Below are 17935 nucleotides of genomic sequence, written 5' to 3'. Positions count from 1 at the left end.
GTATCGATCCAAACCAATTTTTCTAATATCTTTGCCATTATACAGTACATAACCATTTTTAGGGACATCTAGTCCACAACCTAAGCTTAGAGTTGTGGTTTTACCAGATCCAGATGGTCCTAAAATCGTGTAGAAATGTCCTTTTTGAAAAGAAAAGTTAACATTTTCTAGTATCGCTACATTTTTTCCATTACTTTCATAATAATAATCCAAATTTTTAAACTGTAAAATCGTCTCCATATTAAGCCTCCTCATTCATCTTTTAAAAGAATTTGTTTTGGGTTTAAACGTAGAATAGATAATGCCGGAAGAAGCGTTGCTATTATAGCAATAGCTAGTCCAATTCCACCCATTTTCCCTACATCTTCTCCTGTTACACTTACATCAATTTTATCAATTGGATCTTCTTTTTGATTTTGTAGAGTACCACCAGATCCAGCCATCATTACAGTACCATGTTGCGAAGTATCTGTTTCTTCGCTTGCAGTAGCAATTTCATTCGAAAGTAAATTATCCCCGATATATTGAGAAACTTTAGCTCCTGTTGTTATGGATAATCCAAATGCTAAAATAGCGGCACATACTACTTCTACTACGAACTGTGCCATCAGTTTCCACTTTTTCTCTCCAATGGACAATAGAATCCCCATTTCCTTACGACGTCCTTTAATTGATAGCATAATAATTAATCCTAAAATAATCGCACCTGCAATCGATACAATATAAATAATCATTTGAGAAGTCGAAGAGATATTTTCTATAGGACCAATCATTTGCTTGTACAATGAATCATGCGCATCTAATTTATAATAATTAAAATCAATATTAGATTTTTTTGCTTCTTTTTTAAATGCATCAATATATTGTGGATCATTCAAGAAATACACGACTTGAACACTATTTATACCTTGGTCTACTTCTAATTTTTTCATAGTTGAATGCGGCATATATAGTTTATTAGCTGGATCCATAATAGGAGGAGCCTGTTGACCCATTGCTTGTTCATTTGTTTCGTAAATACCGATAATTTCAACTTCAAGGGTTTTCTTCTTATCCCCTGATTGCACTTTAACTTTGTCTCCTACTTTCAAATTGTTTAATTCCGCTAATCGTTTTTCCATTAAAGCTGCATTCTGATCCTTCATTTGCTCTGTTATTGGTTTTCCATCAATGATTTTACTTTTTCCGTTTTTAAAGCTTTCTTGTAATGCAGTCTTGCGAACTCCCTCAATCATAAAAGAAGCATTCATATCTATTTCTGTACCAGAGCTTGAACCGCCTCGCGCAGCCGTCATTCCCACTTTACCTTTTCCTTCTTCTTCTCCTTCTGAAGCTCCTACTAGTTTAAGCCCATCAGAAATACCGAAAGTGTTAGCTATGTAATTATAATCTTTTACATACTTGGACTTCGCTAATTGATCTGTTTCTTTTGCATCGAGCTGCGGCGGATTTGGCATTTCTCCAGTTTCCTTAGCTTTTTGACCTATTTTGTCGAAATCAAGACCTAAAGTAACATCTGCACCAAGTTTTTTTCTTGCAGCATCCGCTGCTTTTTTTGATGCATTTTGGATTGTGAAACCTGAAAGAACCAAATTTGTAACAATCAGAAAAACTGCCATCAAAATTAATGATGTTCCTATCCTTTTTTTCATACTGAGAATTGCTCGTTTCATAAAATTCATTTTTCTTACCTCCTTGATAACTTGTATTCTATATAGGTTATCTAGAGTTTATATGGAGCTAATCGGTAGTTTAACTAGAGATATAAGGAGTTTATGTGTAGTTATTCATTTACCTGTTCAAGAAAAACTAGAACACAAATTCAAAAATGCAGTCGTTTTTGAATATTGGTAAGGAGTTAGTCAATTTAAGAGACTTATAGAAAAGAGAGGTTAAGCTTAATTTAATGTATATAATATAAAAAATATATTTATTGTATAATTTCTATACAATAAATATAGAGAAGCTATTTGTGAATATCTAGATGGGAATTGTTAAGTTCCTCATAGAAATTACATCTTTTAATAAGAAAAGAAACAAGTTAACATTCTTCTTAAATTTTAATATAAATTATTTATAGTTTTATTTTATTGCACGATTTATAATATAATATACAAATTTATCACCTGTTTTTATAATTCAAGCACCTACTATTAGGAAAAAAGAATATTTCCTAATTAATTTAAAACATAAATTTTGTCTATGTTTTAAACAATATGTATTTTGGAGGAGGTTAATTTGATTTTTTCAAAACTCATTGATCGGTACGCCTTATATGATTTACACAAAAAAAGAAGTGTAGCATTTCAGTTTACTTCCCTTTCTAACACTTCATTAAATATAAAGAACATAGAATCTTTTTATAAAGTAAAACCATCACATTTTCATTTTGACATTAAGCATTCAAAGCAGGAAAATGAATACATGGTTGGGCAATTCAACTATAAAAGTTCGGTTCAATCCGGTGATTCACGCAACGACTCTGTAACTGGGGAATTATTCTTACATAAAAATGAAAATGCACCTCATGTTATCTTTGTTCACGGTTGGAGAATGGATTCTAACGAACGTGTGAAAAAAATATTCCACGATCATATGACCAGCCTGAAGTGGAATATGTATTATTTCACTCTACCCTATCATTTTGAAAGAAAACCCGATCAATCCTTATTCAGTGGAGAGTATATGGTAAGTGCAAATATTGAACGAACATTACAAGCAACTAGACAAGCGGTAGCTGATTTACGAGCTTTGATTAAATGGATTAAAGCAAATAAAAAGGGGCCCCTGATTCTAATAGGAATTAGTTTAGGCGGATTTATTACTAACTTAACCTCTCTTGTTGAAGAAGAAATTGATGTGTTAGCATCCATTTTCTATGCAAATCGACTTTCTTATTCTATTTGGAATACAACTCCAGGTAAATTTATTAGAGAAGACTTGGAACATCATGGTGTTACGTATGATGATTTAATAGATTATTGGAAAATCACTGAACCGAGTCAAGCATTACCAAAAGTACAAAAAGAAAATATTTTATTAATTTCAGGTAAGCACGATCTATATGTGCATTCTGAGGATACAGACTACTTGTGGGAAGCTTGGGAAAAACCTACACGATATATTTATACATGTGGGCATGCCGGGATCGTTCTTAAACGTAAAAAAATTGCAACTGATACTATCAATTTTATTCAAAATCGATTGAACTCCCTGCACTTATCCAATGCCATGCCTTAAATCGCGAGATTACTAAGTACAAAATCTTATACTTATATTGTTATATTTTTTACTAGTCACCTTTGTAAATCTTAGCCCCAAGCCTTACACGATTGAAAATGAAATAAAATAAATAACTAAAGAACTAATTTACCATATGGAAAAACATTGCTCAGCATTTTCACCAGTGGTCCCTGTATATGCAATATTACATACAAAAATATTTATTTATTACGTTATTAATTTAAAAATAAATTATTCATCCATTAATCTATACCATCCTTATTTACATTTATGGATACCCTAATTACATATGAAAAAGAGAGAAGAACATTGGTTAGTTCTTCTCTTTTTGTTTATTTTTAAGGTAACTATCTATAAAATTTTGCTTTTCATAATTCTTCATGAGTCTAGAAAATAAATTTTTCTAATGTACATAATTACAACGACATTAAAACACTTTGCTCTTAAATCCGCTACTTGTATTATTAATTGCATGAAACTCCTTCTTGAGAAAGGTTTTAATTTCCGAATATTCTGTTGACCGTTATAACATATCCAATTTACAATTTAATTGTGGTGTTCTTTCACAATTAAACTACTTAGAATACACTTCATTTATTTGAAAACAATTACAAATAGAGGTGCTAAAATGAAAACTAGAGTAAATCCAGAATTATTACAAGGGTTAGAGATGTTTCCGGATCTCGATTTACGCCCAGAAAATTTGCAATCAATCAGAGAAGGAATAGCTCAAATGAGACCACCTACCGTTGTTGATGACTCTCTTTCTTTAACAGATAAAGTCATTGTTGGGCCTGATGATAATCCGTTACCATTACGAATTTATCGTCCAAAATCAAATCATGAATCTTTACCTGTCTTATTATGGATACATGGTGGAGGTTATATCTTAGGGTCTATAGATGATAACGATGATACTTGTATGAGGTTTGCAAAAGAAGCTAGCTGTGTGGTCGTGTCTGTAGACTACCGCTTAGCACCTGAACACCCTTACCCAGCACCAATTGAGGATTGTTATTCAGCTTTAAAATGGATTGCTGATAATGCAAAGTCATTAAACATTGATTCGAATCGAATTGGGGTTGCAGGAGTAAGCGCTGGCGGTGGACTAACAGCAGCATTATCATTATTAGCCCGAGATCGAAAATATCCTTCAATTTGTTTACAAATGCCACTATATCCAATGATTGATGACAGAAATGATACACCTTCAGCGAATGAAATTAAAGAGGGATTTGTTTGGAACCAAAAGGCAAATGAAGCTGGCTGGAAAATGTATTTAGGAGAAATGTATGGAACGGATCAAATCCCTGTCTATGCAGCACCTTCTCGAGCTGAGGATTATAGTGACTTACCGTATACTTACACATTTGTTGGTCAATTAGATCCATTCCGCAGCGAAACATTAACCTATGTAAGCAAACTAGCACAAGCTGGTGTTGATGTGGAGTTTCATTTATATCCAAATGCCTATCACTGGTTTGAAGGGTTAAATCCAAATGCCGATGTATCTATTTATGCTGTGAACGAAATAGTACAAGCAATAAAGACTGGTTTCAAACGAGTATCCAAGGTTGAGGCTTAATCCCATTACAAGAGAAACACTTATAAATAGTATATATGTATTTATCATTTAAATATAATAGCCGATTCTAAATAAGAATCGGCTATTAATATGTAAAATCCGCCTAATATATTAAGGTTGAGAAACAGATATAAGATGTTTAGGCGATGTGTTTATTTCCTCTGCTAATGCTTTGATGTTCATCATGATTTGAAGTATTTCTTCTTTTGTTGTCCTTGGGTTGATAGAGCAAAGTCGAATTACTACTTTTTCTTTTAATTTAGTCGTACTTAGCATAGCAAATCCTCTTTGATTAATTTCTTCCACCAATTTTTTGTTTATTTCATGAATTGTATCTGTAGATGTTAGCTCACATGGAATATAACGAAAAGTAACAATTCCTAATTGGGCAGGTGTTACTACTTCCCAATCTTTTTCTTTCCTTAAAAACTCTTCAACTTGTTCAGCTAGCATAATGCCATGATCAATTGCCTCACGAAAAGCTGTAACTCCGAATGCTTTAAAAGAAAGCCATACCTTTAATGCTCTAAATCTACGAGAAAGTTCAATTCCACGCTCCCCAAAATTCACTTTTTCTTCTATATTAGTTTCTGTATCCTTAATATACTCTGGGATCATACGGAATGTTTCACTTAAATATTGGCTATTTCGAATAAGTACACAACCAACATCATAAGGCTGAAAAAGCCATTTGTGCGGGTCTAACGTTAAAGAATCGGCACGATGAATTCCACTTAATAACTCCCTTCCTTTTTCACTGAGAATTGCTGCAGCCCCATAAGCACCATCCACGTGTAGCCATATATCTTCATCACCACATACATCAGCCAATTCATCGAGGGAGTCCACCGCTCCGCAATTCGTTGTCCCTGCATTAGCAATAACACAGAATGGTTTTTTCCCTTTTAATCGATCTTCTTTTATTTGTTTTCTTAAAGTACTAACTGAAATTTTTAAATCTTCATCTGTCTCAATTCGGCAAATTTGATGCTGTTTAAAACCTAATACTTTAAGTGCTCGATCTACAGAAAAATGAGTTTGGTTAGAAAAATAAACAATCGTATTTTCTATGTCATTATTCAGCTTGACCTGTCTCGCTACAGTAAGTGCAGTCAAATTAGCCATGGAACCACCACTGACAAATAGTCCTTCAGCTGAATCAGGGAATCCTAGCATTGATTTTAACCAGTTAATTGTCGTTAATTCAATTTGTTCGGCACCTGCACCTACTATCCAAGCTGTAGGAAATACATTAAACCCACTTGCTAAAAAATCTGCTAATACACCAACATAATTATTAGGACCTGGCACAAAAGCCATAAAATGAGGATGATCCACATGAGTAATTTGATTAAACACATTGTTATTAAGAAAATGAAGTAATTCCTTTGGATTAGATCCGTTTTCCGGAATCGTTTCAATTAGCTTGTCTCTAAAAATATTACTATCAATCGTTTCTGAAACTGGTTTACTTTTTAAATGATTCATATGATCAACAATCAAGTCAACCGCTTGATATCCTAACTGACGCATCTCTTCGGCTGATAACTGCAAGTTTTTTGTCATTTGATTTACTCCTATTCTATTTAAAAAGGCGAGTTCTTGCTCGCCTTTTTATTTTTTATAATTTGTAATCACCAATTGCTTGTATTGGATTTTGAAGAATCATGTTGATTAATCCATGGATCTGATTTAATATTTCCTGTATTTTCTCTGTTTCATATACCGTTTGATCAAATCCAAACTTTATTGTAAGTTTTTCTTCAGGGAAGCACATAATTCCATACTTTACATGTGGCTCATCAACAACTTCGTAATCCGTGATAGCAAAATGTCTGTTTTCATTTGAAGAAAAGATTGCTGGATTAGTTGGATAGTTTTCAAAAACCCAAAGATGGTCAGTCAACTCAGTTTTTAATTCACTTTGCTTTTGTATATCAACAAATGAATAGTATGCATACTCATTACATTTCAATGTCTCTAGTTGTACCTTTTGCAGAAAATCCACAAAAGATTGCGTTTCTGTCCATGCTAATCGGATAGGCAAAATATTTGTGAACAGACCGAACATATTTTCAATTCCTTCTACTTCGGGAGGTCTGACTGATACTAGATTAGGCAATACTACTTCTCTCGTTCCGTTAAATTTGCCAAGCAATATTCCCCATACAGCTAGTAATGCCGTATTCATAGTTATATTATTTTTAGTTACAAATGTCTGTAACTGATCAGTCAAATCCTTGTCTAATGTTAAATCCATAAAAGTGAAGTTTAACCCTTCACTTTTAGATGGGACTTTCTTTTTAGGAATACTAATTTTCTGATTGTATCCTGATAAATAATCTCGCCAAAAATGACGTGCTTTCTCATGATCTTGTGCCAAAGTCCAATCTATAAATGTTTCAAAAGGTTTTACCATAGGTAACTCCGCCGTAGTTCCCGCATTTGTAGTTTCGTAGAGCTGGAATAATTCGTCTATCAAAATGCTGACGCTCCAACCATCACATAATAGATGATGGGAACTCCAAATTACCTTATACTCGTTATTACCTAGTTGGAATATACAGAGACGGGTCATAAGTTCACCATTTTTAAATCCTTGACTTAAATTTTCATTCATCCACTGATCTAGGAATTCTTGCTGTTCTTGTTTCGTCATCTCAATCAAGTTTTTTATTTCTGAATTTATTTGAACATCATATAGAACAGCTTGCCAAGGTTTTGCTTGTTCATCTTGCACAATTATTGTTCTTAAAGAATCATGACGATCAACTAATTGTTGGAAACACTGAATAAAGAGTTTAATATCCAGCTCCCCCTCAAGTGCCCAAATTGTTTGTTCAAAATATGCATTTGTATCAGGTTCATTCGTAGCATGCTCATAAATAATTTCCTGGAAAGGTGCTAGCGGGTAAATACGTTCTATTTTTATATCCGGCATTTTTTCTTGTATTTTGGTAAGTGTATGTTGATTAAGTTGTTTATCTTTAACATTTAGTAATGTAGCTTTATTATCGTTCATTATATTTACATCATTTGTTTGTGAACTTGAAAACTGGTCTAGCTTTTTAACAAATTGAACCATATCTCTTAATATAGGAAATGAAAATAGATTTTTTGGTTCAAGCTCGAATCCTTGTCGATACAGTCTAACGGACACTTGAATTGCTTTTATCGAATCTCCACCTAAGGCGAAGAAATGATCATTTACTCCAACTTGATCTATTTTGAGTACTTCTTGCCAAATACTAGTTAATATTTTTTCCATTTCAGTTTTTGGGGCAATAAATACTTCATTTTTTTGTTTCTCCGGAGTAGGGAGCGCTTTTCTATCTAATTTCCCGTTTGGAGTCAGGGGTAATTGGTCCAAATAAACAAAATAAGAAGGAATCATATAATCTGGCAAGTGATCTCGCAAATGCTTTCGTAGTTCTGTTGTACTAATATTTTGCTCAGTTACCACATATGCAACTAAAAATTTTATCCCGTTCTCATCTGTTTGATCAATTACGACAGCATGTTCGACTTGTTTATAAGTTAGAAGACAATGAGAGATTTCTTCTAACTCTACTCGATATCCCTGAATTTTCACTTGGTAATCTTGGCGGCCTAAAAATTCAATATATCCCTCAGAATGCATTTTTCCACAATCTCCTGTTTTATATATAAGACCAAAATCAGGATGTGAAACAAACGCTTCATTTGTTTTCTTTTCATCATTTAAATATCCTTTAGCAAGGCCCACTCCCCCGATATATAAATCTCCAATTACACCAACAGGGCACATTTTCTTTTCATAGTTCAACACATAATACGTTTGGTTTGCCAAGGGCATCCCGTATGGAATACTATTCCAATGTGATTCCACCTGTTTGACCGGATAATAAATTGACCAAATCGATGCTTCTGTTGCCCCTCCTAGTGAAACTACTTCTGCAATCGGAAAATGTCTTTTTATTTTTTCTGGTAAAGAAAGCGGAATCCAATCTCCACTATGTAAAACTAAACGTAAAGAAGGATATTCAAAATGAGAACCTACTTGATCCAATGCCAAATCCATGATTGCAGGCACTGTATTCCAAATTGTAATCCCTCTACGTTCGACAGTGCGGATTAATTCTTGCATGTCTCTCGGATCACGAATCATTACTAACATTGCACCTGTGCTTAAAGCTCCGAAAATATCGTATACAGATAGGTCAAAACACATGGAAGAGATACCAATAATACGATCATCTTCATTCACCTCATATTTTTGATTTATGTCTTGAATAGTATTTGTAACCGCTTGGTGAGTAATAATTACTCCTTTTGGTTTTCCTGTACTTCCTGAAGTGTATATAATATAGGCAATATCTTCTGGACCAGCAATAGCGGGCATATCTTCTGTTGTATAAAATGACAAATGATTTTCTTCATAAAGACTAGGTTCTAATAAAAGCTTGCATGAGCTATTTTTTAAAATATATGTTTGGCGATCTAAAGGATGATCGGGATCAATCGGAACATAAGCGGCACCTGATTTTAAAATACCTAACATATTAACAATTGTGTCAACTCGCCTTTTTGCTAAAAGACCCACTTTGTCACCTAGACCAATACCTTGCTCTTTTAAGAAGTGGGCAATTTGATTAGAACGTTTATGAAGTTCCGAGTATGTTAACCATTCTTGTTCAAATACCACTGCTACTTCATCCGGTGTACGTTTTACTTGGTCTGTAAATAATTGATACAGAGTAGTTGAAGGTATTTTTTCTGTTGTTTCATTGTATTGCTTAATTAAAGTTTGATCCGATTCTTTCATCTGCAAAGATGTTATATCGCTTTGTTTCACCAATTGTTCCAATAAGTCAACAAATTGGGAAAACATTGCTTCTATTACATCAACATCAAACAACTCTTCAACATAGTTCCAGCTAATTAGTAACTCTCCATTTTTTTCAATTACTACATTATCCAAATACACTTGTGGAGTCCGAGCATGAATATAGCGAAGAGAACCAAGTTGTTCCCAAGAGAAAGCACCTGCACCTGCTAACATCGAGGTGAAAACGATTGGCATAACTGCTTTTGGCGTCATTTGATGATATCGAGTAAAATCTCGAATAAAGTTAACTCCATCGTAATGACGATGTTCAAGGCCATCTAATAAAGTAGCTTGCGTTTCTTTTACTCTAGTAAAGAAAGTTTGCTCTGGTTTTACATCAACATCCAATAAAATAAGCGATGTGAAATCTCCAACAATCTGTTCTACTTCATCATGAACAGGATAACGGTTAAATACAGTCAAGTTAATTGCTAATCGACGTTGATTACTCCAATATGCCAACACATCACCATATATTGTACAAAGTAGAGCGGAAGGAGTTACCTCTTTCTCTTGTGCTAACTTTCGTAGCTTTGTCCATTTTTTATTATCCAGGATTTTTGTAAGTGATTGGAATTTAGGAGTAGCAATCTCTGCTGGATCCTTTTTTAACAGCAAAGAAGGTGCAAACGGAAAGTCAGGAAGCTTACTTGTCCAATAATCTTTTGCTGTTTTATATTCTTCGCTTTGTTCCATTTCATCATAGATAAACATATAATCTTGAAAATCAAAAGATAAAGATTCTAATTTTTGATTTGGTTTATAATAATAATGCAACAAATCCTGTCCAACAATGTTCATGCTTGCTCCGTCCATTAATAAAGCATCGTATCGAAAACATAATAAATATGTGTCTTCTTTTAAAAGAAAAGCTTTCAATTCAAACAAAGGCCATTGCCCCAAAGGGAATACATGGTTAGTCATTCGAGAACGCTCTTCTTGTAAGCGAGCATTTTGATTCCTATCATCTAAATCTATGAGACTCACTATTTCAATCTCGTAATCAGGAACGCTTTGTAATATTTGCTGTTTTCCCTCTGGTAAAATTACAGCTCGCAACATTGGATGACGATGGATCACCTTGTGAAAACTTTTTGAAAGACGATTGATATCCAATGCTGTTTCATATTCAAAATATGTTTGAGGTGAAATACCACTTAATTCAAACTGTGAATTCCTTCCTAACATATACGCCGTCTGAACTTCTGTTAAGGAAAATGGATTAGACAAATCTTTAACATGAGTTGGTTTACTTTCAAAGTTTTCTTCTTTATGCTCTAACTTTACACAAGAACTCAGTTGAGCGATTGTAGGGTGCTTAAAAAAATCTGTTGTACTTATTTTTAAGCAGTCTTTTCTTAATAAATTAATTACCTGAAGTGCTTTAATAGATTCTCCTTTTAATGCAAAAAAATTATCATGAATACCGATTCCCTCAATCTCCATAACTTTTTCCCACGCACGCACCAATTTTTGTTCAATTTCATTGCGCGGGGCAACGTATGGAATTGATACATAATCCGTTTGGGTTATATCCAATAACCTTTTTCTATCCACTTTTCCATTTGGATTCAATGGAATCTCTTCTACCTGAATCATTTTTTCAGGAATCATAAACTCAGGTAATTTATTACTTAAATATTTTCTGATTTCACCAAAAGACACCTTGTTATCCGATACATAGTAGGCAGCTAATAATTTCCTATTTCCATACACTTGATCAACAACGATAGCCTGGTTTATTTCTGGATATTCCCTTAATTGAGTTTCGATTTCTCTTAATTCAATCCGATACCCTCGAATTTTCACTTGATGATCCATTCGACCTAAATACTCAAGTTCTCCATTAGGCAACCAACGAACGAGATCACCTGTATGATACATCATTTCCCCTGCCGCAAAAGGACTCTGTACAAATTTTTCATCTGTCAGTTTACTTTTACCAAGATACCCTCGTGCTACCGCTACTCCAGCAATGCAGAGTTCACCGGGAATTCCAAATGGTTTTAATTGGCCATACTTATTCAATATATAGGAATGATAATTCGGATTTGGTTTGCCGATCGTAACTTCTTTGGAAGTGCTCAAGTCTTTTACTGTTGCGCAAATGGTTGTTTCTGTGGGACCATAAATATTTAAAATTGTTGCTTCACTGATACAACGAATTTTTTCAACCAAATCAATGGAAAATGATTCTCCTGCTAATAAAATAGATTTTAAATCTTTTAGAAAAATCGCCCCTTCTGGATCACTCAAAATCACTTCCATTCGCGATGGCGTTGATTCCCATAAATCCACCTTATGTTTTTTGACCAAATGAGCCAATTCTTTTGTTGCAAACTGGTCCTCTGTAGCAATTACTACTTTTGAACCTTGCGTTAAAGGAAGACATATTTCTAACAAGGAAATATCAAAAGATACACTAGCAAGAAACAAGAATGATTGATTAGCCTTTACTTTTTCTCTCATTACATTTAAAAAATGAACTAGCGATTTTTGTTCGATCATTACCCCTTTTGGATTTCCTGTCGATCCTGATGTGTAAATAACATAAGCCAAATCATTAGGATTATGTTCTCGTACTAAATTACTTTCTTCACCTTGGAAAAGATATTCTTTATCAAGATACAGTACTTCACCCGCAAATTGCGGCAATACTTCCTCTGTTCGCTTACTAAGTAAATATTTTGCTTGACTATCTTGTAACATATATTCAATTCGTTCAGTTGGGTAGTTAGGGTCGATTGGTAAATACGCTGCTCCTACTTTTAAAATCCCCATCATACCAATAATCATTTCTAATGACCGATCTACCATAACGCCAATAATACTTTCTTTTGAAACACCTTTACTTTGAAGAATAGAAGCCAATTGATTCGCTTTCTTATTCAATTCTCTATATGTCAAAGATTGTTCATTACAAACAACAGCAATTTGATCTGGAGTTTTTAATACTTGCGCTTCAAACAAATCTTGAAATGATTGAAACAAGTCTATACCCGTTTGAAAAGTATTCAATCCTTCTAACAACTCTTTTTCTTCTTCTGCAATAATACAAATATCTTTCAATGCCAAATTCGGATTTTGTGAAACTTGCTTTAAAACATAACAATACGAATTGGCAAACTGTTGCAAAGAAGAGAATGAACGGGACTTGCAAGAAATTTGAAATTCAAATTCATTATGTATTTCATTCCATTTTCTTCGTATCCATAGGGCTAAATTATTCTCTGCGTATTCTTCTAGCGAATTTTCATTATGTAATCCTTCCATCCCGATTACAATTTGAAAAGGAGTTAAATTGTGTTTAACTAATAATTCAGAGAGCGGATACTCCTGATTTTCATACCCGAATAAAGTCGTTTGTTCAATCTCATTTACTAATTGTTTAAAGGTGTGATGCGGCTGGATTTCACTTCCTAAAGGAATCAACTTATTAAGATTCTCACTTTGTTCAAGATTCTTTTCAATTATAGGAATACCAATAGTAATTCTTTCTTGATCTGTATAATGTGCCAAACAAACCCTTAAAGCGGCTTGAAACCAGCTAAATAATAATAAATCTTGAGACTTACTTATTTTTTGTATACTTTTACTAAATTCTACATTCACTATGACTTGAACGTACTCACAAGGTGTTTCTTTATTTAGTTGGTAATCGCTATTAAATTTAAATACAGAAAAATCGAGAATCTCGGAAGATAATTGCTCCTTCCAAAACGCTTCTACTTCTTTATTTTCATGAATCGAACTTCGATCTTTAATGTGCATTTTTATCTTTATCCCCCTAATATTCATTTCTTCTACTCGTTAATTTTTAAGCCAACTTCAAGCCCATGGAGAAACACTTGATGATTATCCAAACATAAAAATTGCTGAATATCTTCAAATTTCATATGACCAACGGAACAAACCCCTAAATTTAATGTCTCAGCAACCATATTTAAGGTAGCAGTGATAATGCCTGACTCAATACAAGCAAATAAATATCCATCTGAACCGTATTTCGGGATGGAAGCGTTCGCATTATAAACCAAATAAACTGAGAAGGCAGATTGAGTAAATAAATCCTGATTAATTAACTCATGATCACTTTTGATTACTTGATCAATGTTGTTTACAATCACAAGACTATTTTTTGATGGGTTATAATAATAAAATCCAGCTTTCATACCCTCTATACGTTTTGGTTTTACATAAACAAAGATATCAATGGGATAGAGCCCGCCTGCACTTGCGTAATGATAGTATATTTTTTCTTCCCTAACCTGTTTTAGAGTTGATAAGAATCGGGAAAATTCCGAAAAATTAATATGTTTTTCCATATCAAATTGACGACAAGATCTACGTTCCTTGATTATAGTAGGTAGCTCATTTGTTGTTTCAAGTTGAATTTCGGTCGACCGTGCAGCAACGTGCGTGCGATTTAATTGTTCACTCATATATTTATCTAACTTTTCTTTAGAAAAGCGAATCTGGTTGCTATATGGATTTGAAAAAATCTTTTCTTGTGAAGAAAATACTTCTCTTGGGTGTAATATGTTACTTACTAACACACGATTTTTTATCATGAGCTCTATGTTTTTTTGTGTCTCTTCTACATTTCCTAACGAAAAGCGCTCTACTAGTTCACTAATTTTCACACCTTTTTGAGCCATAAAATAAAAATCTGGAAACCACTCAGACAGAATACCTGTAAATCTCATTTCCCCTATCAAAACTTCATTATGCAACTTCTCCCAATGCTTAATCGGAGACCAGTAATAAATTTTCTCGCTCATATAACCCTCCATAAACGTTTAACTTATTTTTGAAATGCAATTTTCTAATTTACAAAAATTTTTTCGGATTCTGCTCCTTGTCTCATATTGATTATAAATACATGCACTTTAACGAAACTTGAAAATAATGAAATAACTTTTTCTTCATTAAAATTTTTTATTTCATCATAAAAAATGATTTCTTTTTGGATATTTCACATCCTTTCCCATAGTAATCCTATAAGGTATAAACCATTTATAACATTGAGAATATTCATGTATTTCCAATGTGAAATTATTGTAATGGATTGGAGAGCGGTTGAATATAGTTATTAAGTCAAATAATGTTGAGAAAGTTTTATTTATTATATCGATAAAATTTTATGATGTAATTTATTACAAATAGATTAAGAAAAGAGTTTTAAATTTTTCTTAATCAGTTAGTGTGAAAATATCACATGCTATTACATACAATCGAGTTACTTACATTTCATATTCAAAATAGAGAAAAGACACCTTGAATGGTGTCTTTTCTCTATTTTAATTCCATATACTTTTTACGCCTTTGTTATTTTTAAACGATTTGTAGGAATTAATACAACTCGAACATCTAGTTCGTTATATGTTCGAATATATAATAAACATTATATGAATTACGAATGTATTTCAGGTAATTTTATAAATAAACTCAAAGATATCTTCTCCTCCTACTGTCACAAAAGAAACAATCTATTGCTTATTTCTTTTATTAAATTGTAATATAATTACAGTATGTGAAATTATATTACATTAACTTTAAAAACGAAGTGAGAATAATCTTCACTTCGCTTTTTTTATTTGCAATCCTTGTTAAATTTGCTCAATGCAGTATTTATTTCCACATTCTTCGCTTTTATTTAATCGGTTTCTCTGTTTTTAAGACAAATGAACTTAATGCAGGAACTTTAATTTTATTGTCATGGACAACATAAAGTGGTTTACTTCCCGCCTGCTTGCTGTCTACTAGTACTTTCCAAGGCCCTTTCGATGGAAGTGTTATTTCAACAGCTTCTCTATTTGCATTGTGAGCCACTGTAAAGTATTCATTTTTATTCCCCTCTATTGTATAAGCTACAGTATTTTTCGGAGCATCAATAAATGATACGTGTGTTTTTATTTGCTCTGCAGATGTCATTCGAAAAGCTGAGTACTTTTTGCGTAATTCTATTAAACCCTTCATATAATCTACTTCATTATTAAACGTTGCACGGCGCAGCCAATCCATCTGGTTAATTGAATCTGGAGATTTGTAACTATTATGATCACCGTATTTCGTCCGCATAAACTCTTGCCCTGCATGTAAAAATGGAACTCCTTGTGATGTTAATAAAATTGAAGAAGACAATTTGTGCATTTGTTTTCGCATTTCTTCACTGTCACCTGGATTAGTTAACTCAAGTTTATCCCATAATGTATGATTGTCATGTGCTTCCACATAAGTTAATACCTGTTCAGGATCTTGATAGGTAGACGAATTTGTATCATAGTCAATACCTGCTGTAATGCCTTTTTTAATACGATCTTCCATGTTTTGCTTTCCATTTACAAAACCATTTTCCTTTTCCTCAAATACACTACCTTTCAACCCATCACGTATATTATCGTTAAAATGAGCAATCCCTTTCATTTTCTCTGCATTTTTTTGATTTGCTTTCAACTCAGCTGCAAGAGGTGTATTTAAATCCCATCCTTCTCCGTGTAGTATAATAGAAGGGTCAATTTGATTAACAGCTTTACGTATTTCATTCATCGTTTCATAATCATGAATACCCATTAAATCAAAACGGAATCCATCTAAATTGTATTCTTTTGCCCAATATGTTACAGAATCTATCATAAATTTCCTCATCATTTTTCTTTCTGAAGCAGTATCATTTCCTACTCCAGTTCCATTTGCAAATGTTCCATCTTCATTGTAACGATAATAATAACCTGGAACTAACTTATGAAAATTAGATTCAGCAGCATTATACATATGGTTATATACTACATCCATCACTACTCGAAGATTATTATCATGTAGTGTTTGAACCATTTGCTTTAATTCAGTTATTCGAACAGTTGGCTCATAAGGATTTGTAGAATAGGAGCCTTCTGGAACGTTGAAATTTTTAGGATCATATCCCCAGTTATATTGCGGTTCATTTAAAGTCTCTTCATTTACTGAAGCATAATCAAATATCGGTAAAAACTGAACGTGAGTAACACCAAGGTCCTTTATATGATCAAGTCCTGTTTTTACACCTCCTGGCCCTTTTGTTCCTTTTTCTGTTACACCTAAATACTTCCCTTTCTGTTTAATACCACTTTCAGGTTGAATGGAAAGATCGCGTACATGTAACTCATAAATAATAGCATCTTCCGGATTTTTAAATTTTGGCTTTTTGTTTGCTTTCCATTTTTTCGGATTTGTTTCTTCTAAATTAACGACTGCACCTTTATCCCCATTTACAGAAGCAGCACGCACATATGGATCAACCGCTTCAGTCCACTTATCACCAATTTTGACCTTATACGCATAAAAGAGCCCTTTTTGGTTCCCCTTTAGTTCTGCTGTCCAAGTTCCCTTTTCACCTTGTTGCATGTTTATTTCAGCACCTATTTTATCGTTCCAGTTTTTATATGTAACTAACTTCGCTTCGCTTGCAGTAGGAGCCCATAAACGGAACTTTGTATGTTGCGGAGTATATGTATTTCCTAAATCGTTGCCACCATAATAAAATAAATTATCAAATTCTTCGCTACGAATGACTTTACCAATTTCAGTATTCGTATCAGCTAAGTTTTCAATTTTAACTTTGTATGTTTGTTTTAAATCAATTTTCTGTTCCGTAATTATTTTAACCTTATTAGTAATATCTCCACTGTTTGTATCATAAGGAGTAATATTTTTAATTTTAATGCCTTCAATTTCAATTTTCTTTTCCTTAATATGAAACGGGACATTAGTCGTTACAGTAATTTCATTAAAACTATCAATAGTTGCTTTTTGAATTGAGAGATCCGATGAAGGCTTAGAGTTATATACTTTTTCATCACCCGAAAGAATCCATACTTCAGCACGACCGTCCTTTATATTTTCAATCCAACGATCCCCACCATCTTTTTCCCATTCATTTGTTCGAACTATAAATCCTACACGATTATAGTCACCGTCTATTTTTATCTTAGCGTATTTTCCAAATTCATCTTCACCAGTAAATTCATAAGATGTACCATTTGCATTTTCTCCCCATAACCAAAGATTCCAGTCTTTTGTATTTCCAAGCTTTTCTTTGTAATGAATGATAATTTCAGTTGTTTTCGAATTTGAAACTGCCTTCACACTCTGAAAAGAGAAAACAGATGATAACATAATGATTAAAGTAAGTAATAAAACTGTTTTATTACTTAATCTTTTTGTAATTTGCACCACATACACCCTTTCTTCAAATATTACTA

The 17935-nt window shown here is 33.2% G+C and carries 8 protein-coding genes; 2 read left to right on the top strand and 6 right to left on the bottom strand.

Annotation, left to right across the window (positions count from 1 at the left end; all coding sequences use genetic code 11):
* Together HMPREF2590_RS15200 and HMPREF2590_RS15195 are read right to left on the bottom strand one after the other, a co-directional pair.
* Window positions 1–240 (bottom strand): ATP-binding cassette domain-containing protein (locus HMPREF2590_RS15200; RefSeq protein ID WP_141763542.1); only part of this gene is annotated, 240 nt, incomplete at its 3' end.
* A gap of 11 nt (window positions 241–251) precedes the next feature.
* Complete coding sequence (locus HMPREF2590_RS15195) at window positions 252–1682, bottom strand: ABC transporter permease (protein ID WP_001010212.1); 1431 nt, start codon at window positions 1680–1682, stop codon at window positions 252–254.
* 556 nt (window positions 1683–2238) lie between these two features.
* On the opposite strand from HMPREF2590_RS15195, the gene HMPREF2590_RS15190 reads away from it, so the two are divergent.
* Both HMPREF2590_RS15190 and HMPREF2590_RS15185 read left to right on the top strand, forming a co-directional pair.
* Entirely contained in the window at window positions 2239–3240 is a 1002-nt protein-coding gene (locus HMPREF2590_RS15190; RefSeq protein WP_000577706.1) for an alpha/beta hydrolase, read from the top strand.
* Between the two features lie 631 nt (window positions 3241–3871).
* A complete protein-coding gene (locus tag HMPREF2590_RS15185) occupies window positions 3872–4828 on the top strand; it encodes an alpha/beta hydrolase (protein WP_000857944.1) in 957 nt (318 codons plus the stop codon).
* Between the two features lie 111 nt (window positions 4829–4939).
* Here HMPREF2590_RS15185 and HMPREF2590_RS15180 read toward each other — a convergent pair whose 3' ends face one another.
* The 4 genes from HMPREF2590_RS15180 to pulA form a co-directional block, all read right to left on the bottom strand.
* Window positions 4940–6394, bottom strand: coding sequence for a pyridoxal phosphate-dependent decarboxylase family protein (locus tag HMPREF2590_RS15180; protein ID WP_000164811.1), 1455 nt, complete (start codon window positions 6392–6394; stop codon window positions 4940–4942).
* A gap of 55 nt (window positions 6395–6449) precedes the next feature.
* The gene (locus HMPREF2590_RS15175) at window positions 6450–13466 is read right to left on the bottom strand and encodes a non-ribosomal peptide synthetase (RefSeq protein WP_050821879.1); all 7017 of its coding nucleotides are present in this window, start codon (window positions 13464–13466) and stop codon (window positions 6450–6452) included.
* A 32-nt stretch (window positions 13467–13498) separates the two neighbouring features.
* Entirely contained in the window at window positions 13499–14476 is a 978-nt protein-coding gene (locus HMPREF2590_RS15170) for a SagB/ThcOx family dehydrogenase (RefSeq protein WP_030025811.1), read from the bottom strand.
* An 871-nt stretch (window positions 14477–15347) separates the two neighbouring features.
* The gene (gene pulA / locus HMPREF2590_RS15165) at window positions 15348–17906 is read right to left on the bottom strand and encodes a type I pullulanase (RefSeq protein WP_050821880.1); all 2559 of its coding nucleotides are present in this window, start codon (window positions 17904–17906) and stop codon (window positions 15348–15350) included.
* Between the last annotated feature and the right edge of the window lie 29 nt (window positions 17907–17935).

Source organism: Bacillus sp. HMSC036E02 (assembly GCF_001836235.1).
GTDB classification, from domain to species: Bacteria; Bacillota; Bacilli; order Bacillales; family Bacillaceae_G; genus Bacillus_A; species Bacillus_A cereus.
The sequence above is the reverse complement of the archived record's forward strand: the minus strand, read 5'-3'. Positions and strand labels throughout refer to the sequence as shown.

Bases quoted from the DNA above. Each gene is read 5' to 3' on its own strand.
- HMPREF2590_RS15195 (WP_001010212.1), bottom strand. From the start codon at position 1,682: ATGAATTTTATGAAACGAGCAATTCTCAGTATGAAAAAAAGGATAGGA.
- HMPREF2590_RS15175 (WP_050821879.1), bottom strand. From the start codon at position 13,466: ATGCACATTAAAGATCGAAGTTCGATTCATGAAAATAAAGAAGTAGAA.
- HMPREF2590_RS15185 (WP_000857944.1), top strand. From the start codon at position 3,872: ATGAAAACTAGAGTAAATCCAGAATTATTACAAGGGTTAGAGATGTTT.
- HMPREF2590_RS15170 (WP_030025811.1), bottom strand. From the start codon at position 14,476: ATGAGCGAGAAAATTTATTACTGGTCTCCGATTAAGCATTGGGAGAAG.
- HMPREF2590_RS15180 (WP_000164811.1), bottom strand. From the start codon at position 6,394: ATGACAAAAAACTTGCAGTTATCAGCCGAAGAGATGCGTCAGTTAGGA.